Consider the following 23,537-nt stretch of genomic DNA (forward strand, 5'->3'; position numbering starts at 1 on the left):
ACTATGTGGCGCTTGTGGTTGCTGTTCGATCCCCGCAGGGTTCTCGTGGCTCTCGGCGTGTTCCTGTTCGGGCTGGCATTGGTGATTCACTTCATCCTGCTCAGCACGAACCGCTTCAACTGGCTGGAAGGACCTCGCGCGGCGAAGACGTCGTCGATCTCCGCTCCAGTCACGCCGGTGAAACTCACCTAGAGCTTCGGCTCCAACAATGGGAAGCGGGCGTAGGCTCGGCGGCAGACCCTGCTCGCCCGCTTCCCAAATCTCCACGCAATTCAATCTCTAGAGCTCCAAAATCATCTGGAGCTCTACGAGTTCACGACCTCGCGATACGACACGTCACATATCGAGCGACGGGCAGCGGAGGCAGGACCGATGGCAATGCTCAGCTTTGAACGAAAATACCGCGTCCGCGGCGGCACGTTGATCGGCGGTGACCTCTTCGATTTCTGGATCGGACCGTTCTACGTCGGCTTCTTCGGCGTGACGACGATCTTCTTCACTTTTGTCGGCGTGGCGCTGATCCTCTACGCCACGGCGCTCGGACCGACGTGGAATCTCTGGCAGATCAGCATCAACCCGCCCGACGCCAAATACGGGCTCTCCTTCGCGCCACTGACGGAGGGCGGCTTCTGGCAGCTCATCACGGTGTGCGCGCACGGCGCGTTCGTCTCCTGGGCGCTGCGCGAGGTCGAGATCTGCCGCAAGCTCGCGATCGGCTATCACGTGCCGTTCGCCTTCGGCTTTGCGATCTTCGCCTATTTCACGCTGGAGGTGATCCGTCCGGTGCTGATGGGCTCGTGGAGCTATGCCTTCCCCTACGGCATCATCACCCATCTCGACTGGGTGTCGAACACCGGCTATCAGTTCGGCAACTTCCACTACAATCCCGCGCACATGATCGCGATCACGTTCTTCTTCACGACGTGCCTCGCGCTCGCGCTGCACGGCTCGCTGATCCTGTCGGCCGCCAATCCGGGCAAGGGCCAGGAGATGAAGTCGCCGGAGCATGAGAACACCATGTTCCGCGACCTCATCGGCTACTCCATCGGCACGCTCGGCATTCATCGCCTGGGCCTGTTCCTGGCGCTGTCGGCGGTGTTCTTCAGCGCCGTCTGCATCGTCATCTCCGGCCCCGCCTGGCTGATGCCGGAAGGCAACGCCTGGTCGGATTGGTGGGAATGGTGGCGTAAGATCCCGATCTGGTCGCCGCAATGAGTTGAGGGAGAGGTCGTCATGGCCCAATACCAGAACATCTTCACGCAGATCCAAGTTCGTAGCAAAATCTACCCGGGCATCCCGATCGAGCCCGGGGTGTGGGAGCGGCTCGGCAAGGGCAGCTTCAACTACTGGTTCGGCAAGCTCGGCGACGCCCAGGTCGGCCCGGTCTATCTCGGCTTCCTTGGACTGGCCTCGCTGATGTCCGGCTTCGTCGCGATCGAGATCATCGGTCTCAACATGCTGGCCTCGGTGAACTGGAGTCCGCTCGAGTTCATCCGTCAGTTCTTCTGGCTGTCCTTGCAGCCGCCGGCGCCGGAATACGGCCTGCAGATCTTCCCGCCGCTGCAGGAGGGCGGCTGGTGGCTGATGGCCGGTTTCTTCCTGACGACATCGATCCTGTTGTGGTGGGCGCGCACCTATCGCCGCGCTCGGGCGCTCGGTCTCGGCACGCATGTGTCGTGGGCGTTCGCGTCGGCGATCTGGCTGTATCTGGTGCTCGGCTTCATCCGGCCGATCTTCATGGGCAGCTGGAGCGAAGCGGTGCCTTTCGGCATCTTCCCGCACCTCGACTGGACCAACAACTTCTCCATCACCCACGGCAACCTGTTCTACAATCCGTTCCACATGCTCTCGATCGCCTTCCTGTACGGGTCGGCGCTGCTGTTCGCGATGCATGGCGCAACGGTGCTGGCGATCAGCCGTTACGGCGGCGAGCGTGAGCTGGAGCAGATCGTCGACCGTGGCACGGCCTTCGAACGCGGTGCGCTGTTCTGGCGCTGGACGATGGGCTTCAATGCGACGGCCGAATCGATCCATCGCTGGGCCTGGTGGTTCGCCGTGCTTTGCACCTTGACCGGCGGCATCGGTATCCTACTGTCGGGCACCGTCGTCGACAATTGGTTCGACTGGGGCGTGAAACACGGGCTGGCGCCGCCGCGCTGAAGCTCTGCGGGTTGAGAGATGTTGGACCGAGTTGATTCCAATCACGTCGAAACGGCCGGGCGCACCACGCGTCCGGCCGGTCTTTTGGAAGCCATGCGCGAGCGGACCAAGACGCTGCACGTGACGGCGGAGCGGACCGGCGTCGTCGCCGAGCTGTTGCGCGGCCGCGGCACGGTGCGCGCCTATGCGCTGCTGCTGCGCAATCTGCTGCCGGTCTATGAGGCGCTCGAAGCGGAGCTCGTTCGTCATCAGGCGTCACCGGTGGTCGGACTGACGGTGCGGCCGGAGCTGCATCGGTGTCCAGCGATCAAGGCCGATCTCGCCGCGCTCGACGCGAGCGATCTGCCGTTGCTGCCCGAGGCCATCGCCTATGTTCGCGCCATCCAGGAGGCGGGATCCGGCTCCGGTCATCCGCTGCTGGCGCACGCCTATACACGCTATCTCGGTGATCTCAGCGGCGGCCAGATCATCAAGAAGATCCTCGCCCGCTCGCTCGAACTGCAGCCCGAGGCGCTGTCGTTCTACGAGTTTCCGGCGATCACCGACATTCCGCGCTTCAAGACCGAGTACCGCGAGGCGCTGGAGCAGGCCGGCTCGGCGATGACAGAGCATGACTCCGTCGTCGAGGAAGCGGCCACGGCTTTCCAGCTGAACATCACGCTGTCGCAGGCGCTGCAGTCGGCCGCGGGGCTCGGCCGCTGAAAGTTGGCCGCGTCCTCTGGACGCGCTGTTTCTTGGCTCGCATGATAGCTCGGATCCTAGCTACCGCGCTCGACCAGAGCGGTAGAGCTTGTGAGCCAATTTGAGTTCAGGGCTGAGTTTGCGACGAGGGGGCTGTCGCCGCGGGATAGCCGTTGTGGGCGGCTCTGTGCGGCGGATTGTCCCGGAGGATCCCTCGGATGCCGCTCCCGGCGACTATGATGCTGCTTTTTGACAGGCGATGAGGTGCAATCCTTGCAGAAGGTTGTTGGTGAACGCGTACCAGCTCACGACGGCGCGAACCTTGTCGATGCCGCGTACCGTCACTTGCCGGAGGTCCCAGTTGCGCCAGCGGGCGTGGATGCATTCGCATAGCGAGCGGAGCTGATACTGAGCCTTGCCGGCTTCGCTCGCCATGCGCGCTCGCCAGGCCGCCACACCAGGGCCATCGGTATCTCGGGGCAGATAAGGATCAACACCGCTTTTTTGCGAGCGCGGCGGACAGTAGATCTCGATGTTCTGGCCATGCGCCCATTCGATGTCGTCGCCACGGCAGTATCCGCCATCGACGAGGTAGCGCCTGGGCAGGCGTTGCAGCTTGTCGCGCAGCCGCTCCAGCATCGGTCGCATCAGGCCGCCGTCTGATCCGTTGTTGTCGATGTCGATTGCGACCACGATCATCGCAGCTGCAGCGCTGACGACCTGCACGTTGTAGGCGGGACGGAAGCCGGCATCGGCCATCTTCATCCGCCGCGCCTGCGGATCGGTGGTGGAGGCCCGAGGCTCCTTCGGCTTCTTGCCGTTACCGCCTTTTTCCTCGAGCTTCTGGCGCTTGCGCTTGATCTCCTCCAGCGCCGCCTGCGCCGCTTCGACCTTCTGTTTATGCTCGCGTGCGGCGCGCTCACGCGCCGCGCGGATGCGCCGGTTGCTGGCTTCTGGATCTGCATCGACTTCCCGCTTGAGCTCTTCCACCACCTCCGTTGCTTCCGCCAGCTTCTGCTGCAGCCTCGCTTCGCGCCGGAACGAGCTGGCCCCCGCATTGGCGCGGATCCGCACCCCGTCCTGTGCCAGCGTATCGAGATCGACCAGCCCGGCCTCGCTCAACGCCGCCAGATGTTCGCTCATCAGGCGGTCGAGCACATCGGCACAGCCGACGCGGAAGTCCGATAGCGTGTGATAGTTCAGCGATACCCCGCCACACAGCCAGCGATAGGCATCATGGCTCTCGCACAGGCGATCCAGCGCCCGAGCACTGCCGACGCCGTCGCTGGTGGCATAGAGCCAGAGCGCCAGCAAAAGGCGTGGCGACGGTGCCGGATGACCAGGCCTGTTCTCCCGCGCCTTCACTCGGTCTTCCAACTCGCTCAGGTCGAGCGTCTCGACATAGGTCCAGATCATCCGCGCCGGATGATCCTGCCCGATCAGGCTGTCGATATCGACCGCGCGCAGCTCGACCTGGTTGCGCTCCGGAACCCGCAGACGAGGCGCACCCTTCGGAAGCTCCCGCGCTTTGGGACCCGACTGCTCCGGCAATCCATCGAAAAGCTCGTCCTTAGCCATCATGACCTCCAGCAAACCGCTCCGCTCAGAGAATCATAGTCAGCGAGAATAGGCATCGAAAGATTCACAGCCTCGTAGGGTGGGCAAATGCGCAGGGCACATCCGGCGTTTGTGGCACGATGGCGCGCGACGTGCCCACCGTCTTGCATCCCCGTCGCCGCCAGATGGTGGGCACGGCGCGCAGCAGCGGGGCCCAAACGAGGCGTGTGCCTCGCGCCTTTGCCCACCCTACAGACTGCAGGACGGGCGGGCGAAACGCCCATCTCACTCCTCGCTCTGCGAGCGATACCACACCAGGTGCTCGAGAATCCCAAGCGTCCGCGCGGTTGAATTGCGGATGCTCTCCAGCATTTCCGGCATGCTGCCGGCCTCGGCTCCGTGCGTCACTTCCAGCGCGGCGAGCTGGGCGTTCTCGACGGTCGACGCGGCGAGTTCTTTGTAGATCAGGCTGGCGCTCTGATCGAGCCGCAGGCTTGGGCGGCGGGCGCCGTCGATCTCCTCCTGGAAACGGGCGCGGGCGGCCTCTGCCGTCTTGCGCTCGGTGAGATCTGAGAAGATCAGCACGAAGCCGAGCACGCGGTCGTGCGGTGCGATCACCGGATCGGCGCGCACCATCAGGGGCCGCTGCGGTGTGGCGCCGCCGGTCAAGGTCAGCTCGCCGCGCCAGCTGCGCTTGTTGCGCATGAGGTCGTCGAGATTGGCGCGGAACTCCGCGGGCGCCGTGCAATAGGCGCCGAGGTCGCGCAGGTGCGGGATGTGCGGATGCGACGCCCGCAGCTGCTGCTCGAACGCCTCGTTCAGCAGCAGGATCCGGCCCTCGACGTCGGCGATGATGACCGGTTGTTCCGAGCGCAGCACCTGCGCGCTGATGGTCGCGAGCTGATCCTGAGCAATCACCATCCGCACTGAGCGCAGCTGCAGCGCGACATCCGCGACGGTCTCGCTGACCAGCCGCGCGGAGGCGAGCTCCGCCGGCGACCACGGCTCGGACTTGCCCTCGACGAGCTGATGCCATTGCGCGAAGGAGCGCCGCGGCGACAGATCCGACGGATCGTCGCCGATAATGACCGCCTTGAGCGGATCGCCGCCCCAGGTCACCGTCCGCACCTGCTCCGGCCGGAACCACAACAGATACTCGCCCTCGCTCGCCGACAGCGGCGCGGCGATGAGGCCCGAGGCGATCGAGCGGATGTCGGCGAAGGACGGGTCGTCGAGCGTCAGCGAGGCCGTCACCGTCAGGCCCTGCGGCGGCGCGTCCGGCGCCTTGCGGCGTCGATCGAGCCAGGTGGCGAGGTCGCGGATGCGTTGCGTCGACGGCACGTCGCCGGCGGTCATCACCTGGCCCTCGAACAGCAGGGCCGCGCCGCTGGCGCCGAGCGGCTGCAGCAGCGATTGCGAGCCATCAAACAAGGCCGCCTGCCACTCGCCGTCGCGCGACACCGCCTCGACCAGCCGCTGCTCCAGCCGTCGCACCACCAGCTCCGACTGGCTCTGGGCAAAGCTCTCCAGCGCCGCGATGCGGATCGCGCAGGTCTCGGCCAGCGCCTCGCCGGCGGCGCGGATGTCGAACGGCACGAAGCGCGGCTCGTAATGGTGGCAGGCGATCAGGCCCCAGAGACGGCCGCTGACCATCAGCGAGCACACCAGCGTCGCGCCGACGCCCATGTTCTGCAGATATTTCTGATGGATCGGCGACATGCTGCGCAGGCAACTCAGGGACATGTCGAGGTCGCGGCCGTTGAGCGGGGATATCCGCGGCTGCAGTGGCACCGGCGTGTAGTTGACATCGACGAGCAGGCGGACGCGGTTGCGCTCATAGAGCCGCCGCGCGATCTGCGGAATGTCCGAGGCCGGGTAGCGGTTACCGAGGAAGGCCTCGAGGTCCGGCCGCCGCCGCTCCGACAGCACCTCGCCGTGCCCTTCTTCGTCGAAGCGATAGACCATGACGCGATCGTAGCCGGTGATCTCCCGGAAGATCGTCGCCGTCTCGTCGCACAGGCCGATGAGCGACGAGGACGAGGTGATGCGGTGGAAGGCGCCGTCGAGTGCGGGCGCGACGTTGGTGGTCTTGGTCGCCGGCTCCAACTCGACGATCAGTCCGCCATTCGAGGGGCGATGGACCGTGCAATCCACCCGGCGTGGCGGCGAGCCGACGGTGCAGCGCAGGGTCATCGGCGCCAGATGCAGCGGACCATTGAGATGCGGCAGGATCTGCAGCGCCAGATCGCCACCGAGATCGCGCAACGGCCGCCCGACCACCGAGTTCGTGTTGAGAAACTCGGCTGCATTGATGCTGGCCTGGATGACGACATTGTCCGGCTCCTTCACTGCCAGGAGAATGCCATGCGGCTGAATCGAGCCTGCGAGATGAATTTGTTCGCGCTCGCAATTCGCAAGAGTAGCGTGGCCGAAGGCTGGCGTCGTCAGCGGAACGGGCAACTAGCTCCCCTTTTCGGTTTCCTCGCCGTTTTCTTCGAGTTGGCTCAGATTATACCGATCAAGCTTGGCGTAAAGGCTCTGGCGGCTCAGGCCCAGAATTTCGGCCGCCGAGGTGCGGTTCCCATTGGCGAGTTCCAGCGCGGCGCGGACATAATGCTGCTCGACGACCTCCACGGTGCTCCGCACCAGATCGCGCAGCGGCGTCTTGCCGACCGACTCGTTGAGACCGGCGAGCGCCGACCTGAGATTGTCATGCTCGGCTGTGGGCGACAACCGCCGCGCGATGTTGCGCAGGACGAGGCCGATCCGGCGCTGGCCATCTTGCCCATGCGCCGCGGCCGAAATCTCGACCTCCGTCTCGGTTCCGAGCTCGCCCTGGATGGTGGTCGACAGCAGCCGGACCATGCCGTGGCGCTCGACATTGGAGAGCAGCACCGCCAGGTCGGCGCCGGGCCGCGTCAGCCAGCGGCTCAGCTTCTCGCCGATGAGCGCCTCTTTCGAGCCGATCTCGACAAGGTCCAGGAAGGCCCGGTTGGCGCGCTTGATCGTGCCGGTGGCGTCGATGCTCAGGACGGCATCGGGGAGATTGTCGATTAGCCCCTCCGGATCGTCGGTCACGGGGCCCGGCTGGATCGACTTGCCGATCGGCGCCATCTGCAGCAGGAACATCGGCGCGTTATCGCTGGTCATCAGCGAGCCCCGGAGCATCCAGGGCGCGGCGTCCTCGCCGAGATGGATCACGATGCCCGGGGCCTTGCCCTGGTCGCGCACCCGCCGGAGCATCAGCTCGACCGGCTCGCGGTCTTTCTCGGGAATCTCGTGCAGGAACTCGCGGCCGACCAGATTGTCGCGGCGCCGGTTCGAGACGCCGAGCGCGGCGGCGGCCGTGCGGTTGGCCTCGACGATGCGCAGATCCGAGACCTTGGTCAGCAGCACCGCCTCGTTGGAATCCTCGATCACCAGGCGGTAGCGGGTCTCGATCTCGCGCAGACGCCAATAGTCGCGTTCGATGGTCTGCTGCGCCGAGATCAGCCGCGCCTGCAACTCGGCGACCGCCTGCAGGTTCTTGCCGATCGCCAGCATGCCGGCGCGGCCGCCGAGCAGCACGGTGGTGAATTCCATCGGCAGCTCGAGGCCGCTCGGGAACCTTTGCGTGATCTGGCGGAACGCGGAAATGCCGGTGCGCTTGGTGTCCTGCATGATGCGCTCGATCTTTTCGCTCGCATCATCGACGATCTCGGACCACGCGCGGCCGAGCCAGGCGTCAACGTTCTCCGCCGACATGTTCGGAGACAGCGTCGCCTCGCGGATCACGCCGTCCATGTCGAGCAGCAATGTCACGTCGGGTCGTGGACCGTGAAACTCGGCCATGGTCTTGGCACCCGCTATCTTGGCACCCTCGACAGACGCTCACGGGAACGCGGTCACTCGATTTGGCGCACATTTTGAAGGTATTGCGCCGCATCCCGCTAACGTATTGAGAGTCTTGAGAATGTCGTTAGTCCACGCAGCGCCTTCGGTGTCAAGGCTTATTTCCGAGCATCCGACTTTGGTTGGTATTCCTGCGCTCAATGCATGTTCGAACTGCGACTTATTCGCTCACATTTGAATGAAGCGGGCATGACAAGAGCACATGACATTGTTACCTGTAAGGAGCCAGTCACATGGACTAACAAGACGGCACATCAGGAGGATGCAGATGCTGAAATCGGGTTTGGTTGCGGCGGTCGTGATTGCAACGTCGGCAGGCGCCGCATTCGCGCTGGACGGCGGCGACGCTGCGAAAGGCGAGCAGGTCTTCAAGCAATGCATGACCTGCCACCGCATCGGACCCGATGCGAAGAATGCTGTGGGTCCGGTTCTGACCGGTGTGGTCGGCCGCCCGACGGGGACCGCTCCGGGATTTGCCTATTCCGAGCTCAACAAGCACGCCGGCGAGGCCGGGCTGGTCTGGACCGATGACAACATCTTCGAATACCTCGCCGACCCCAACGCCTTCCTGAAGAAATATCTCACCGAGAAGGGCAAGGCGGACCAAGCCACCGGCTCGACCAAGATGGTGTTCAAGCTCGCCAACGAGCAGCAGCGCAAGGACGTCGTCGCTTATCTTAAGACCTTCTCGGAGAAGAAGTGAGGGGAGGCGGACCGACGCTCAGGCTTGAGCGCCGATCACCGCACCATCTACACGCACCAGTGTCGTCCCGGCGAAAGCCGGGACCCATACCGCGTGATGTATGTTGGCGGAGAAGGTCTGCGTTGCCGGTTTTATCATCACAGGCGGCGGTGGTTATGGATCCCGGCTTTCGCCGGGATGACACCGTTGGCGTGGTCAGCCGCCGGGAACCCGCGGCCGCAAGCTGGGAGCCCCACCCGCTGCTCCGAGGAGATCTATCGCCATCGTTGCCTGAGGTCCGCCGCGTTGGCGACGCCGGACGCGGCGAGGCAGCCGGCCAGCCAGAACCAGGGCGCATCGGCGAGCGCGCAGCGTAGCGCTAGCAGCAGGAAGACGCCGGCGAGCAGATTGGTCAGCAGTGCCCCCGGGTTGATGCCGCGGCGGGTACGCCGCCAGATCCAGGTGATGACCGCGAATTCCACCGCTACGATCGCGAGGATCGCATCGATCAGATGCGGGCTGCGGTACAACTCATCCATCACGTGAACTGCTAAGCCGCCTTCGCAAGTCCGGTGAGGTGGGCGATGTTCTTGAAGAAGATGCGGACATGCGACAGCGGCTTCGCCTTCACCAGTTCCTTGTTCATGTAGGCGTCCCAGGTCAGCTGCTGGACGTCCTTGTCACGGCAGATGGCGACGAAACGCTCGCGGCGGGCGTCGTTCGTGTACCAGTAGCGCTGCATCATGCCGAGGATGAAGAACACCGCGCCGTGCTTGCGCATGAAAGCCTTGCGGGCGGTGGCGAGGGCTGCAGCATCGCCGGTCTTGAGGAACAGCGCGACGGCATCCGCCGCGGCGCGGCCGCCGGCCATCGCGTAATAGATGCCCTCGCCGGAGGCGGGTGCGACCACGCCGGCGGCATCACCGGCGAGCACGACGTCGCGGCCGTTGTCCCAGCGCGACAGCGGCCTCAACGGGATCGGCGCGCCCTCGCGGCGGATCGTCTCGAGATCGTCGAGCCCCGCGACTTTCCGGAACTGGGCCACCGAGCCGCGCAGCGAGAATCCCTTATGCGCGCTGCCGGTGCCGATGCTGGTCGTCGCGCCGTGCGGGAAGACCCAGCTGTAGAAGTCCGGCGAGAGTTGTCCGCGATAGACGACGTCGCAGCGCGTGGCGTCGAACAGCGGATGGCCACGCTCCGGCGAGCGGACGATCTCGTGATAGGCGAACACGTAGCGGATCTCGGCGCCCTCCGGGATGCATTGCCGTGCCACCGCCGACACCGCGCCGTCGGCGCCGATCACGGCACGGGCGCGGACGCTGTCCTCGCGCACGCTGCCATCATCCATGCGGCGCTCGTAATGCACCACCGCCGTGCCATCGGCATCGCGGGCGATGTGGCTGAATGTCCCGGTGCGGCGGACCGCGCCGCCCTCGGCCGCGCGGGCCCGCAGCCATTCGTCATAATGCTCGCGATCGACCATGCCGACGAAGCCGCCGTCGATCGGCATGTCGACGTCGCGGTTGCTTGGCGACACCATGCGCGCCGAGGAAATCCGCGCCACCAGCAGATGGTCGGGAATTTCGAACTCGCTGATGAGCCGCGGCGGGATGGCGCCGCCGCATGGCTTGATGCGGCCCGCTTTGTCGAGCAGCAGCACGTGATGGCCCTGACGGGCCAGATCATTGGCGGCGGTGGCGCCGGCGGGACCGCCGCCGACGACTACGACATCGAACGTCTCGGACGAGGTGCTCATCGCTAGGCTCCCTGATTGGCCGGCTGCGCCTGCAGCGCCGAGGTCTGCTCGCGTGGGCGCTTGATCCAGATCGCGAGCCAGGCGGAAAGGACGAACAGTGCTGCCTCGGCGGCGAACACCGCCGCATAGGCGGAGGCGGTCGTGGGCATGAAGGCCCGCGCAGCATCCGCCGCCGCGGTGCCGACGAAGCCTCCGATGCCGAACGAGATTGCCTGCGACGCGCCCCACAGGCCCATCCGCGTTCCCTCGCGATTGTCGCGGCCTTCGCTGACCATGTTCATCATCGCGCCGATCGCCGCGATGGCATAGACGCCGTTGGTGATGCCGAGCAGCAGCACCGAGCCGCGCAGTGGCCAGGCCGGGCCGACTGTGGCGGCGGCGACGAGGCTGAGAAGGGCCAGTGCGGAGGCAAGGCAGCCGCCGATGATCCAGGGCTGCGGCTTGGTGCGCCAGTCGGCATGCAGGCTGGCCATTGCCGGCATCAGGATCATGCCGATCAGCGCGCCCATGTGCTGCACCGAGGAGAGCTGCGTGGTCTGGCCCGGAGTCATGCTGAACACGCTGCCGGCGAACGGCTCGAGAATCAGGTCCTGGGCGCTGTAGGCCAGCATCGAGACGAAGATGAAGATCGCGAAGCGCCGCGCCTGCGGCTCGCGGCAGATCTCGCGGAAGTCCTCCATGAAGCCGCCGCGCTCGGCGGTCGCCGCGGCCCGTTCGACGGACAGCTCCGGCTGCTCGATGCCCCAGACGCCGATCAAGGTCAGCATCATGGCGATCGCCGACACCGTGCCGGACACCAGCATCAGCCGCTCGCCGGAGAACGGATCGAGCGCTTTGCCGGCGACCGCGGTCGTGACGATGAAGCCGGCGATCATCATGATCCAGGCGATCGAGGCGGCGGCGCTGCGCCGCTGCGGCGCGGTGCGCTTGGCGAGCAGCACCAAGAGCGAGGTGCCGGCGGCGCCGACGCCGATGCCGATCATGATGAAGGCGATCACCGCGACCACGAGGCCGAGCACCAGCTGGCTCGCCATCAACGCGGTGGCGACCGCCGCGAGCAGGCCGCCCGCGGCAAGCGCGGCCATGCCGCCGACGATCCAGGCGAAGCGTCGCCCGCCGACATCGGAGCCGTGGCCGAGCCAGGGCCTGAGCACCTGCATCGCATAGTGCATCGCGACCAGAAGGCCAGGGATCATCGCCGGCAGCGCCAGCTCGATCACCATCACGCGGTTCAAGGTCGAGGTCGTCAGCACCACGACGGCGCCGAGCGCGGTCTGCACCAGGCCGAGCCTGACGATGCCGAACCAGGAGAGCGGAGCAGAGGCCGTCGTCATGCCGCCATCCCCGCCAGCGCGAAGGCCGACGCCAGCATGCCCAGCACATAGAGCAGCACGCCGGTCCCGTTGTACCAGGGCGCGAGCTCGCGCGGATTCGTCATCAGTCGCCGCATCAGCACCAGCTGGGCGGCGATCAGCGCAGCCACGATCAAGCCATGCGCCGGACGGCCCCACACAATGAGAAGCCCGAGCACGGCGGCCTGCGCCAGAGCCATGGTGACGCAGGCGAGGCGCGCGGCGCGCTCTGGCCCGAGCAGCACCGGCAGCGAGTTCACGCCGCTGACGCGGTCGCCGCCGATCGACTTGAAGTCGTTCAGGGTCATGATGCCGTGCGCGCCGGCGCTGTACAGCAGCGCGATCGCGAGCACTGGCCAGGACGGCGCCGTTCCGCTCATGATCGCCGCAGCGGTGATCCAGGGCAGGCCCTCATAGCAGAGGCCGACGGCGCTGTTGCCCCACCAGCCGTTCTGCTTCAGCCGGATCGGCGGCGCGCTATAGGCCCAGGCGAGCGCGAGCCCGAGCGCTGCGGCGGCAAAGCCCCAGGTGCCGAGCAAGGTGGCGACGCCGAGCGACAGCACGGTCCAGATCAGCGCGATGTAGAGACCCCAACGCCCGGGAATACGGCCGGACGGAATCGGCCGGTCCGGCTCGTTGATCGCGTCGACATGGCGATCGAACCAGTCGTTGACCGCCTGGCTGGTGGCGCACACCATCGGCCCGGCGAGCACGAGGCCTGCGATCACGATTGGCCAGCGCGGCGCCAGCGGCGCTCCCGACGACACCACGCCGCAGCCGAACGCCCAGATCGGCGGAAACCAGGTGATCGGCTTGAGCAATTCGAGAACGGCCGAAGGCTGGAGCCTTGAAGGACCCCTTGAACGAAGCTCCGGGGCGAGCGGGACGGGCGCGATCTCGGTCATTGCAGAACTCTTCCCACTATTCCAACTGACTGTCTTCTTCGCTTGGCTCGGCCATGCCGTAGCGTCTGAGCTTGACGTAGAGGCTCTGGCGGCTGAGGCCGAGCATTTCGGCTGCGGTGGCGCGGTTGTCTCCGGTCAGCTTGAGCGCGGTCTCGATGCACATCCGCTCGATCACGTCGGTGGTCTCGCGCACCAGCTCCTTCAGCGGCACGCGGCCAATCAGTTCGGCGAGCTGCTCGCGCGAGCGCGGAATGAAGGCGTGATCGGCGCCGTCGGGGGAGATGCGCGGGCCGACATTGCGAATGGTGAAGCCGAGCCGGGCCTGGCCGGGCGCGCCGACCGTGGTCGCCGAGATCTCGACATCGACCGGCGAGCCGTGCTCGCCCCGGACCACGCTGGAGAACAGCTTCAAGGTGCCGTGCTGGCGCAGATTGGTCAGCATCACCGAGAAGTCGACCGCCGACTTGCCGATCCAGCGGTCGATCGTCTCGCCCATGATCTGGTGCATGTTCTCGATCTGGGCGAGCTGCAGGAAGGTGGCGTTGGCGTGCAGCAGGCGGCCATCCATGTCGGTGATGACGAAGCCGTCGGGCGCCGATTCGACGAACTGCACCAGCTGGGTGTTGACGTCGGACGCCTTCGGCAGCGCCGGCTGGCCGTATTGCGGCGAGAACCGCAGCAGGAAGAACGAGGAGGTGTCCTGCCGGAAGAAGGTGCCGTCGAGCAGATAGTCGCGGCCACCGTCGAGCGTCACCTTGGCGCGCTCGATCTTGCCCTGCGAGCGGATCGCCAGCGACAGCGATTGTGACATCGCCAGATCGTCGATCAGCAGCGCGTCGGGAAACAGCTTGCCGATCAGGTTGGCGGCGCCGTGGTCGAGCAAAGCGGCGGCGGCCGGATTGGCCTCGACGATGCGATGGCTCGCCGCATCGATGATCAGGACCGGCTCGGCGGTGATCTGAAACAGGATACGGTAGCGCGATTCGGCATTGCGCATGCGCGAGTAGTCGCGCTCGATCGCAACCTGCGCCTCGATCAGCTTCTGCTGGAGGGCTGCGGTGGCGCGCACATCGCGGCCGACCGCGATGTAGCGGGCCGCGCCCTTGATCGCGACGACCGCGAACAGGATCGGGATGTCAGGCCCGCGCGCGGCCGGGTAGCGCACCTCGCGCCAGCGCGACACCTTGCGCTCCGAGGCTTCGGCAAGCAGCAGCTCTGGCTTGGTCTGGCTTTCCTCGGACACTGTTGCTTGCCAGGATCGGCCGATCCACTCGTCTGTGTTTTTCAATTCAAGCGGGAGACCGGCCTGCTGAAAGGCCAGATCCTGGATGTTGCCGTCGGCGTCGAGCGCGAGCGCAATGTCGGAGGCTGCAGCCACCAGCATGGCCGCAACATCCGCATTGAGATCGCCAAGCGACTCTTTCGGAGCTCTGAACGCCCTCACCAACGCCGTTGTCCTCCCAATCAAGGAGCCTTCGCGCGGCAAGTCTCGTTCCAGCATTCATCTTCACTGCACCCTAAAGCTATCGCCGTTCGGTCAGCAGACTGACGACGTGCCGGGCTTGCGAAGCCTCTCTGCTCATGTCGGAGACGACACCGTCGCCGCCGACCAGGAGAACGAGTTCAGGCCGTTCAATAAACGCAGGACCGCAGACCAGCACGCCGATGTCCTGGTTGGAGGACTCGCGCCGGACCATCCTTATGTTTGAGGCAAGATCGTCAAGCTTCTTGTCGCTCGTGGCGAAGAACTCGACGACGTTGAACCATTGCGTGCGAATCGTCTCAATGAAACCACGATCCGCCGTATCAGGTTCGATCCATGTGTCCCAGCCGTCGCGGCGAAAGAATTCGCCGGCGAGCACGACGCCGAACATCATGTGGCCGATCTCGCGCCGATCGCCGGGGGCCGTCGTCAGCAGCACCCGCAATCCGGTCGGCGCGACGGCCAGTTCAGCGCAGAAGGCCGAGCTGAAATGACGCAGCAGTTGCTGCAGCCGCCACAGCGCGAGCGTGACGTCGGCAAAGTCGCGCTCGTCGTCGGCCCATAGATGGCGCAGATGGTTGGCGGTCGGCACCAGGAGATCGAGATAGATCCGCTCCAGCGTCTCGCCGTGATCGCGATGCGCCTGGATGCAGGCAACCGCGCGATCATCGTCGGCGTCGAGCACCAGCTCGGCAAAGTCGGCCGCTTCCTGCGCCGACGCCGTGATGATCGCCGGCACGCGCTCGAGCGCGGAGGCATGCGCCATCACCAGCCGCGGAATGATCTCGGCCTCGATCGCTCCATTGAGCTGGGGATGACGGGTGCTGTGTAAAGGCACGTTGACGCGGGATGCCGCCGGCGGGTGAAAGCCGGACTGCCCACGCTTCGTCCGAAAGCGTGCTCGCGGAAATCGGGCTGTCTCATTGAGTTCGGTCATCAGCGCCTCCCCTCCATATGAGCGCACGTCACTCGTTGCGTCAATATTATTTGACGTCAATTTTGATTGACACTCTTCCTGCCCAGGTCTAGCGTTTCCCCATCGGGCACGCACTCGGGGATTTGCGATGCGCCACCTGCGAACTGCACAACGTAGCGCTGACCAAACCGAGTGCGGTGCACCAATAATGTCCCTGTGGTTGCCGTCATCGCAGCACCCGGAATTGGTGTTGTCAAATCATCTTTACACATCGTGTGACGCCCAATTCACGTCCGCCACTGATCCGTCGCTGTGGAGTCAACTCTGCTTCACACCCGAGGCAGCGCCGCGTGCAAAGCGGCAAGCGCTTTATACGCCTGAGGAAAAGCGCCGGCGCGACACCACGCCATGGACCTTGGTGCAGGGCATTCTGGCGCCGCTGCAATTTCTGGTCTTCCTGATCAGTCTCGGACTGGTGGCGCGCTATCTCGCGACCGGGGAGGACCTGTGGCTCGCGACCGCGTCGGTCGTTCTCAAGACGGCGCTGCTCTACACCATCATGATCACCGGCTCGATCTGGGAACGGGTCGTGTTCGGGCGCTATCTGTTCGCGCCGGCCTTCTTCTGGGAGGACGTGTTCTCGATGCTGGTGATCGCGCTGCATACGGCCTATCTCGCCGCGATCATCGGACATATCGGATCAGCACAGCAGCAGATGCTGCTGGTGCTCGCGGCCTATGCGGCCTACGCGATCAACGCCACGCAATTCCTGCTCAAGCTGCGCGCCGCGCGGCTGCAGGAGCAGGCGATGGCGCAAGCCGGTGCGGAGCGCGCGTCATGAATGCTCACGCGCAGGCCTGTGCCGTGACCTCATCATCGCCGGACGGCGTGCTGCGCGAGCGCGGCCAGCGCGAGGTGTTCTGCGGCCTCACCGGCATCGTTTGGCTCCACAGGAAAATTCAGGACGCCTTCTTCCTCGTCGTCGGCTCGCGCACCTGCGCGCATCTGATCCAGTCGGCCGCCGGCGTCATGATCTTCGCCGAGCCGCGCTTCGCCACCGCCATCATGGAGGAGCGCGATCTCGCCGGTCTCGTCGATGCCAATGACGAGCTCGACCGCATCGTCGCGCAGCTGCTGGCGCGCCGGCCTGATATCAAGCTCCTGTTCCTGGTTGGCTCCTGTCCGTCGGAGGTGATCAAGCTCGACCTGTCGCGCGCCGCTCTGCGGCTGTCGCAGCGTTTCTCGCCAGGCGTCCGCGTGCTCAACTATTCCGGCAGCGGCATCGAGACCACGTTCACGCAAGGCGAGGATGCCTGCCTCGCCGCGCTGGTGCCGGTGCTGCCGTCCGCTGATCGCAACGCGCGGCCGTCATTGCTCGTCGTCGGCGCGCTCGCCGACGTTGTCGAGGATCAGTTCAAGCGGACGTTTGCGGCGCTCGGCATCGACAATGTCGCTTTCCTGCCGCCGCGGCGCTCGTCGGAGCTGCCGGCGATCGGGCCGGAGACGCGCGTGCTGCTGGCGCAGCCGTTCCTCGGCGACACCGCGCGCGCATTGGAAGAGCGCGGTTGCCGTCGCATCTCAGCGCCGTTCCCGCTTGGCGGCGAAGGCACGGCATTGTGGCTCGCCGCGGCGGCTGACGCCTTCGGCGTGTCGCGCGCGCATGTCGAACGCACCCTCGCGCCGCTCAAGGCGCGCGCGGAAAAGGCGCTGGCGCGCTATCGCGCGCAGCTCGCCGGCAAGCGCGTCTTCCTGTTCCCGGACTCGCAGATCGAGATTCCGCTGGCGCGCTTCCTGGCGCGCGAGATCGGCATGGAGCTGGTCGAGGTGGGCACGCCCTATCTGCATCGCGATCATCTCGCAGCCGAGCTTCCCATGCTGCCTGCGGGTACGCTGCTCAGCGAAGGCCAGGACGTGGAGCGCCAGCTCGACCGCTGCCGCGAGGCGCGTCCCGATCTCGTCGTCTGCGGTCTCGGCCTCGCCAATCCGCTGGAGGCCGAGGGCCTCACGACCAAATGGTCGATCGAGCTGATCTTCACGCCCATCCAGGGCTTCGAGCAGGCCGGCGATCTCGCCGAGCTGTTCGCCCGGCCGCTGCTGCGGCAAACCAGACTGGCGGTGTGAGATGCAGCTGTCGGTCTGGACATATGAAGGCCCCCCGCACATCGGCGCGATGCGCATCGCCACCGCGATGCGCGACGTGCACTACGTGCTGCACGCCCCGCAGGGCGACACCTACGCCGATCTGCTATTCACCATGATCGAGCGCCGCGACCGCCGGCCGCCGGTCACTTACACCACCTTCCAGGCGCGCGATCTCGGCGGCGACACTGCTGACCTGCTGCAGAGCGCGGCCCGCGCTGCCTACGAGCGCTTTCAGCCGCAGGCGATGCTGGTCGGCGCGTCCTGCACCGCCGAGCTGATCCAGGACGATCCCGGCGGGCTCGCGCAGGCGCTCCGGCTTCCGATTCCCGTGATCCCGCTCGAGCTGCCGGCCTATCAGCGCAAGGAGAATTGGGGCGCTTCGGAAACCTTCTACCGGATTGTACGGGCGTTGGCTGCGTCTTCCGCTGATGGCTCCCCCCGCCATGAACGGAAGGCGGGCGCCCGTCCAGTCTGCAACCTGCTTGGTCCGACGGCTCTCGGCTTCCGTCACCGCGACGACCTCGCGGAAGTGACCAGGCAGGTTGTGGAGCTCGGCATCGAGATCAACGTGGTGGCGCCGTGGAACGCGACGCCGGCCGATCTCGCCCGCCTGCCGCAGGCGGATTTCAACATCGTGCTCTATCCGGAGATCGCGCTGACCGCGGCGCAATGGCTGAACCGCCAGTTCGGCCAGCCCTATACGAAGACGATCCCGATCGGCGTCGGCGCGACGCGCGACTTCATCAGGGAGGTCGCAGGCCTTGCCGGCGTCGATGCAGAGCCCGTTCTGTCACGCGCCGAGAGCCGCTTGCCGTGGTACTCGCGCTCGGTCGACTCGACCTATCTCACCGGCAAGCGCGTCTTCATCTTCGGCGATGCCACTCACGCCGTTGCCGCCGCGCGCGTGGCCACGCAGGAGCTCGGCTTCGAGGTCGTTGGCCTTGGCACCTATGCGCGCGAATTCGCCCGCGAGATCCGCGAGGCCGCCGCGCTCTACGGCATCGAGCCTCTGATCACCGATGACTATCTGCAGGTCGAGGCCCGCGTCAGCGAACTGCGCCCTGAACTTGTGCTCGGCACGCAGATGGAGCGCCACATCGCCAAGCGGCTTGGCATTCCCTGCGCCGTGATTTCATCGCCGACTCACGTTCAGGATTTCCCCGCGCGCTACTCGCCGCAGATGGGGTTCGAAGGCGCGAACGTGCTTTTCGACACCTGGGTGCATCCGTTGATGATGGGCCTGGAGGAGCATCTGCTCGGCATGTTCCGCGAGGATCATGAGTTTGCTGATCACGCCCCGTCGCATCTCGGCGCAGCTCCTGCTGCGCCACCCCAGCAGCCGCAGCTGCGCGTGGTCGAGACCGTCACCTCCACCGAGCTCGCCTGGGCATCCGACGCCGAGCGCGAGCTGACCAAGATTCCCTTCTTCGTGCGCGGCAAGGCGCGCCGCAACACCGAACGCTTCGCGCGCGAGCGCAACGTCAACCTGATCACGCTCGAGACCTTGTACGATGCCAAAGCGCATTTCGGTCGCTGACGTCACACCCATCCGGGTGGTGATCGTGACGATGGACAGCCATCTCGCCTCGGCTGCCCTGCGTGCCCGCGCGGCCCTGCAGGCCGAACTGCCCGGCCTCGATCTCAAGGTGCACGCGGCCGACGAATGGGGCTGTAATCCGAACGCGCTCGAGCATTGCCTCGCCGATATCGCGACCGGCGACATCGTGGTCGCAACGATGCTGTTCATGGAGGACCACATCCAGCCTGTGCTGCCTGCGTTGCAGGCGCGCCGTGATCAGTGCGATGCGATGATCGGCTGCCTGTCGGCCGGCGAGGTGGTGCGACTGACGCGGCTCGGCAAGCTGACAATGTCGGGCTCGGCCACCGGCGTGCTCGGCCTGTTGAAGCGGCTGCGCGGCAGCAACCGCTCCGGCAATTCGAGCGGCCAGGGCCAGATGAAGATGCTGCAGCGGATGCCGCGTCTGCTGCGCTACATCCCCGGCACCGCGCAGGACCTGCGCGCCTATTTCCTGACTCTGCAATACTGGCTCGCCGGCTCCGAGCAGAATTTTGCGAACATGGTGCGCTTTCTCGTCGGCCGCTACGCCGACGGCCCGCGGGCCGCGCTGCGCGGCAAGACCAACGCCGCCGAGCCGGTGACCTATCCGGATGTCGGCCTCTATCATCCGCGGCTGCCGCAGCGCATCATTGAGCGCGCCGATCAGTTGCCGGCGCTGGCGAAGCCAGCCGGCCGCGTCGGCGTCATCCTGATGCGCTCCTATCTGCTCGCCGCCAACACCGCGCACTACGACGGCGTGATCGCGGCGCTGGAGGCGCGCGGCCTCGCGGTCGTTCCCGTGTTCGCCTGCGGCCTCGACTCGCGTCCGGCGATCGAACGCTATTTCCAGAAGGACGGCGTCGCCACCGTGGATGCGGTGATCTCGCTCACCGGCTTCTCGCTGGTCGGCGGTCCCGCCTACAACGACGCCCGCGCGGCGGAAGAGGTGATGGCCGGGCTGGACGTGCCCCTGATCGCTGCGCATCCCCTCGAATTCCAGACTGTCGAGCAGTGGCATGACGATGCGCGCGGCCTGACGCCGGTCGAAGCCACCATGATGGTCGCGATCCCCGAGCTCGACGGCGCTGTCGGTCCGACCGTGTTCGGCGGCCGCTCGGCGATGGCCGATGCCGGCCGTGACATGGCCTCGCTGCCGGAGCGCGCCGCCCAGCTTTCTGCGCGAGTTGCCCGCCTGGTCGAACTGCGCCGCTCGGCGCGGGCGGAGCGCAAGATCGCGGCGGTGCTGTTCAACTTCCCGCCGAATGGCGGCAGCGCCGGCACCGCGGCCTATCTCTCGGTGTTTGAGTCGCTGCACAATGTGATGACATCGCTGCGCGCCGCCGGCTACACGATCGACGTGCCCGCCACGGTCGACGAGTTGCGCGCCCGCGTGCTCAAGGGCAATGCCGAGCGCTTCGGCACCGCCGCCAATGTCGCGGTGCGCATTCCGGTCGATCAGCATGTCCGCCGCGAGCGCCATCTCGCCGAGATCGAGAAGCAGTGGGGTCCGGCGCCCGGCCGTCACCAGACCGACGGCGCCAGCCTGATGGTGCTGGGCGAGCAGTTCGGCAATCTGTTCGTCGGCCTGCAGCCCGCCTTCGGCTACGAGGGCGATCCGATGCGGCTCTTGTTCGAGCGCAGCTTCGCGCCGACGCACGCCTTCGCCGCGTTCTATCGCTGGCTGCGCGAGGAGTATCGCGCCCACGCCGTGCTGCATTTCGGCACCCATGGCGCGCTCGAATTCATGCCGGGCAAGCAGGCCGGGCTCTCCGCCGAATGCTGGCCGGAGCGGCTGATCGGCGACCTGCCGAACTTCTACATCTACGCCTCGAATAACCCGTCCGAGGGCGCGCTCGCCAAGCGCCGCGGCGGCGCGACCCTGATCAGCTATCTCACGCCTTCGATCACCAGCGCCGGTCTCTACAAGGGCCTTGCCGAGCTGAAATCCTCGCTCGACGCCTGGCGCAATCTGTCGCCGGACGCGACGGAGCAGGTGAGGGCGGATAGCGCCGCGCTGATCCAGGCGCAGGCGGCGACCGTCGATCTCGCAGCCGCCGAGCCGGCCTGGGGCGATGAGCGCAACGCCAGGATCGCCGCGCTCTCGGCCAACGTGCTGGAGCTGGAATATTCGCTGATCCCGCACGGCCTGCACGTTGTCGGTTCGCCGCCGCCGGCGGAGCAGCGGGCCGAGCTGCTCGACCTCGCCGGCATCACCGACGCCGCCAAGCGCGTCGAGCTCGACCGGCTGCTCGCCACCGACAGTGAGACGCCTGCGATCCTGCATGCGCTCGATGGCGGCTACATCCGGCCGGTGCCGGGCGGCGATCTGCTGCGCAACACCGACGTGCTGCCGACCGGCCGCAACCTGCATGGCTTCGATCCGTTCCGCATTCCCAGCGCCTTCGCGCTCAAGGATGCCGAGCGCCAGGTGGCGCGGCTGCTCGATCGCCATGCCGGCGAGGGCCACAAGCTGCCGGAGACGATCGCGCTGGTGCTGTGGGGCACCGACAATCTCAAGACCGAGGGCGGCCCGATCGCGCAGGCGCTGTGGCTGATCGGCGCCGCGCCGCGCCACGACAGCTATGGCCGGCTCTGCGGCGCCAGGCTGATCCCGCTGGAACAGCTCGGACGCCCGCGCATCGACGTCGTGATCACGCTGTCCGGCATCTTCCGCGATCTGATGCCACTGCAGACCAAGCTGCTCGCCGAGGCTGCGCTGCTTGCCGCTTCCGCAGATGAATCGGCTGAATTCAACTACGTGCGCAAGCACGCGCTGGCGTTCCAAGCCGCCCATGGCGGCGAGATCGCCGATGCGGCGCTGCGCGTGTTCGGCAATGCCGAGGGTGCCTATGGCGCCAACGTCAACCAGCTGATCGATTGCGGCGCCTGGACCGACGAGGACGAGCTCGCCGACGTCTACACGCGGCGCAAGGGCTTTGCCTATGGCACCGACGGCCGCCCGGTCCGCCGCGACGCGCTGCTCGGCCATGTGCTCGCCGGCGTCGACGCCGCCTATCAGAACGTCGACTCGGTCGAGCTCGGCGTCACCACCATCGATCATTATTTCGACACGCTCGGCGGCATCAGCCGCGCGGTGAAGCGCGCCAAGGGCGAGGCGGCGCCGGTCTATATCGGCGACCAGACCCGCGGCGAAGGCACCGTGCGGACGCTGTCCGAGCAGGTCGCGCTGGAGACGCGCACCCGCACGCTCAATCCGAAATGGTACGAGGCGCTGCTCGCGCACGGCTACGAAGGCGTGCGCCAGATCGAGTCGCACGTCACCAACACCGTCGGCTGGTCGGCGACCACGGGGCAGGTGGCGCCCTGGGTCTATCAGCAGATCACCACGACCTTCGTGCTCGACCCCGCGATGCGCGAGCGCCTTGCCTCGCTCAATCCGGCCGCGTCCGCGAAGATCGCCAACCGTCTGATCGAGGCGCATGAGCGCAACTACTGGACCCCGGATGCTGACATGCTCGACGTGCTGCGCAAGGCCGGGGAAGAGCTCGAAGATCGCCTCGAAGGCGTGGGAGTAGCCGCATGAACGTGACCTTGAGACCGCCGCTGGCGGCAGCCCCGCGCCGCCCTGACGGCGCCGGCAGCGTCCAGGTGCAGATGGACCCGAACCTCGTGATCGGCACTGCCAGGGTGTTCTCGGTCTATGGCAAGGGCGGCATCGGCAAGAGCACGACCTCGTCGAACCTGTCGGTGGCGCTGTCGAAGCTCGGCAAGCGCGTGCTGCAGATCGGCTGCGATCCCAAGCACGACTCGACGTTCACGCTCACCAAGCGTCTCGTCCCGACCGTCATCGACATCCTGGAGCAGGTGAACTTCCACTCCGAGGAGCTGCGCCCCGACGACTTCGTCTACCAGGGCTACAACGGCGTGATGTGCGTCGAGGCGGGCGGGCCGCCGGCCGGCACCGGCTGCGGCGGCTATGTCGTCGGCCAGACCGTGAAGCTGCTCAAGGAGCATCATCTGCTCGACGACACCGACGTCGTGATCTTCGACGTGCTCGGCGACGTCGTCTGCGGCGGGTTCGCATCGCCCCTGCAGCACGCGGACCGCGCGCTGATCGTGGCGGCCAATGATTTCGACTCGATCTTCGCCATGAATCGCATCGTCGCGGCGATCCAGGCCAAGTCGCGCAACTATCCGGTGCGGTTAGGGGGCGTCATCGCCAACCGCAGCGCGGCGACCGACCAGATCGACAAGTTCAACGAGCGCATCGGGATGAAGACGCTGGCGCATTTCCCGGACCTCGACGTCATCCGCAAGAGCCGGCTGAAGAAGTGCACGCTATTCGAGATGGAGCCGTCGCCGGACGTCGAGCGCGCCCAGAACGAATATCTGCGCCTCGCCGCCTCGCTGCTCGCCGGCGTCGAGCCGATCCACGCGGTGCCGCTCAAGGACCGCGACATTTTCGATCTCCTGGGCTTCGATTGAGTGGGGCT

19 protein-coding genes are annotated in these 23,537 nt (G+C 66.2%); 10 read left to right on the plus strand and 9 right to left on the minus strand.

Annotation, left to right across the window (positions count from 1 at the left end; translation table 11 throughout):
* Positions 1-3 precede the first annotated feature (3 nt).
* From pufA to BRADO_RS07645, 4 genes are all read left to right on the plus strand, one after another.
* Entirely contained in the window at positions 4-192 is a 189-nt protein-coding gene (pufA, locus tag BRADO_RS07630) for a light-harvesting antenna LH1, alpha subunit (protein ID WP_006615514.1), read from the plus strand.
* A 180-nt stretch (positions 193-372) separates the two neighbouring features.
* Positions 373-1,215, plus strand: a complete 843-nt coding sequence (pufL, locus tag BRADO_RS07635) for a photosynthetic reaction center subunit L (RefSeq protein WP_011924733.1) — start codon at positions 373-375, stop codon at positions 1,213-1,215.
* Positions 1,216-1,233: 18 nt separating this feature from the next.
* Positions 1,234-2,160: a photosynthetic reaction center subunit M gene (gene pufM / locus BRADO_RS07640; RefSeq protein WP_011924734.1), complete on the plus strand. Its 927-nt coding sequence runs from the start codon at positions 1,234-1,236 to the stop codon at positions 2,158-2,160.
* 18 nt (positions 2,161-2,178) lie between these two features.
* Positions 2,179-2,862 (plus strand): biliverdin-producing heme oxygenase, encoded by a 684-nt coding sequence (locus tag BRADO_RS07645; protein WP_011924735.1) that lies wholly within the window; start codon positions 2,179-2,181, stop codon positions 2,860-2,862.
* A gap of 213 nt (positions 2,863-3,075) precedes the next feature.
* Here the strand turns inward: BRADO_RS07645 and BRADO_RS07650 are convergent, their stop codons facing one another.
* From BRADO_RS07650 to ppsR (BRADO_RS07660), 3 genes are all read right to left on the minus strand, one after another.
* The gene (locus tag BRADO_RS07650) at positions 3,076-4,422 is read right to left on the minus strand and encodes an IS1182-like element ISBrsp2 family transposase (RefSeq protein WP_050781079.1); all 1,347 of its coding nucleotides are present in this window, start codon (positions 4,420-4,422) and stop codon (positions 3,076-3,078) included.
* Between the two features lie 261 nt (positions 4,423-4,683).
* Positions 4,684-6,858, minus strand: coding sequence for a GAF domain-containing protein (locus BRADO_RS07655; RefSeq protein WP_011924736.1), 2,175 nt, complete (start codon positions 6,856-6,858; stop codon positions 4,684-4,686).
* Positions 6,859-8,229: a transcriptional regulator PpsR gene (gene ppsR / locus BRADO_RS07660; RefSeq protein ID WP_011924737.1), complete on the minus strand. Its 1,371-nt coding sequence runs from the start codon at positions 8,227-8,229 to the stop codon at positions 6,859-6,861.
* A gap of 328 nt (positions 8,230-8,557) precedes the next feature.
* Between ppsR (BRADO_RS07660) and BRADO_RS07665 the strand changes: the two genes are divergently transcribed.
* Complete coding sequence (locus tag BRADO_RS07665) at positions 8,558-8,992, plus strand: cytochrome c family protein (RefSeq protein ID WP_011924738.1); 435 nt, start codon at positions 8,558-8,560, stop codon at positions 8,990-8,992.
* 254 nt (positions 8,993-9,246) lie between these two features.
* Here BRADO_RS07665 and BRADO_RS07670 read toward each other — a convergent pair whose 3' ends face one another.
* The 6 genes from BRADO_RS07670 to BRADO_RS07695 form a co-directional block, all read right to left on the minus strand.
* Positions 9,247-9,510 carry a hypothetical protein gene (locus BRADO_RS07670; protein WP_041756232.1) on the minus strand — a complete coding sequence of 88 codons (264 nt, stop codon included), beginning with the start codon at positions 9,508-9,510 and terminating at the stop codon, positions 9,247-9,249.
* Positions 9,511-9,521: 11 nt separating this feature from the next.
* Positions 9,522-10,727 carry a geranylgeranyl diphosphate reductase gene (locus tag BRADO_RS07675; protein ID WP_011924740.1) on the minus strand — a complete coding sequence of 402 codons (1,206 nt, stop codon included), beginning with the start codon at positions 10,725-10,727 and terminating at the stop codon, positions 9,522-9,524.
* 2 nt (positions 10,728-10,729) lie between these two features.
* A complete protein-coding gene (locus BRADO_RS07680; RefSeq protein WP_011924741.1) occupies positions 10,730-12,061 on the minus strand; it encodes a BCD family MFS transporter in 1,332 nt (443 codons plus the stop codon).
* Positions 12,058-12,984 (minus strand): chlorophyll synthase ChlG, encoded by a 927-nt coding sequence (gene chlG, locus BRADO_RS07685; protein WP_011924742.1) that lies wholly within the window; start codon positions 12,982-12,984, stop codon positions 12,058-12,060. The genes BRADO_RS07680 and chlG overlap by 4 nt, the downstream gene beginning before the upstream one ends.
* Positions 12,985-13,000: 16 nt before the next feature.
* The gene (gene ppsR, locus BRADO_RS07690) at positions 13,001-14,368 is read right to left on the minus strand and encodes a transcriptional regulator PpsR (protein ID WP_244422985.1); all 1,368 of its coding nucleotides are present in this window, start codon (positions 14,366-14,368) and stop codon (positions 13,001-13,003) included.
* Positions 14,369-14,507: 139 nt separating this feature from the next.
* Complete coding sequence (locus BRADO_RS07695; RefSeq protein ID WP_244422986.1) at positions 14,508-15,518, minus strand: B12-binding domain-containing protein; 1,011 nt, start codon at positions 15,516-15,518, stop codon at positions 14,508-14,510.
* A 115-nt stretch (positions 15,519-15,633) separates the two neighbouring features.
* On the opposite strand from BRADO_RS07695, the gene bchF reads away from it, so the two are divergent.
* The 5 genes from bchF to bchL are packed head-to-tail and all read left to right on the plus strand — an operon-like array spanning position 15,634 to position 23,529.
* Entirely contained in the window at positions 15,634-16,224 is a 591-nt protein-coding gene (bchF, locus tag BRADO_RS07700) for a 2-vinyl bacteriochlorophyllide hydratase (protein ID WP_011924745.1), read from the plus strand.
* The gene (locus BRADO_RS07705; RefSeq protein WP_011924746.1) at positions 16,221-17,504 is read left to right on the plus strand and encodes a ferredoxin:protochlorophyllide reductase (ATP-dependent) subunit N; all 1,284 of its coding nucleotides are present in this window, start codon (positions 16,221-16,223) and stop codon (positions 17,502-17,504) included. The genes bchF and BRADO_RS07705 overlap by 4 nt, the downstream gene beginning before the upstream one ends.
* Before the next feature lies 1 nt (position 17,505).
* Positions 17,506-19,062, plus strand: coding sequence for a ferredoxin:protochlorophyllide reductase (ATP-dependent) subunit B (bchB, locus tag BRADO_RS07710; protein WP_011924747.1), 1,557 nt, complete (start codon positions 17,506-17,508; stop codon positions 19,060-19,062).
* Positions 19,037-22,627, plus strand: a complete 3,591-nt coding sequence (locus BRADO_RS07715) for a magnesium chelatase subunit H (RefSeq protein WP_011924748.1) — start codon at positions 19,037-19,039, stop codon at positions 22,625-22,627. Before bchB ends, BRADO_RS07715 begins: the two co-directional genes overlap by 26 nt.
* Positions 22,624-23,529, plus strand: coding sequence for a ferredoxin:protochlorophyllide reductase (ATP-dependent) iron-sulfur ATP-binding protein (gene bchL / locus BRADO_RS07720; RefSeq protein ID WP_008963070.1), 906 nt, complete (start codon positions 22,624-22,626; stop codon positions 23,527-23,529). Before BRADO_RS07715 ends, bchL begins: the two co-directional genes overlap by 4 nt.
* Positions 23,530-23,537: the final 8 nt, after the last annotated feature.

Origin of the sequence: Bradyrhizobium sp. ORS 278, from assembly GCF_000026145.1 — a bacterium.
GTDB lineage: Bacteria > Pseudomonadota > Alphaproteobacteria > Rhizobiales > Xanthobacteraceae > Bradyrhizobium.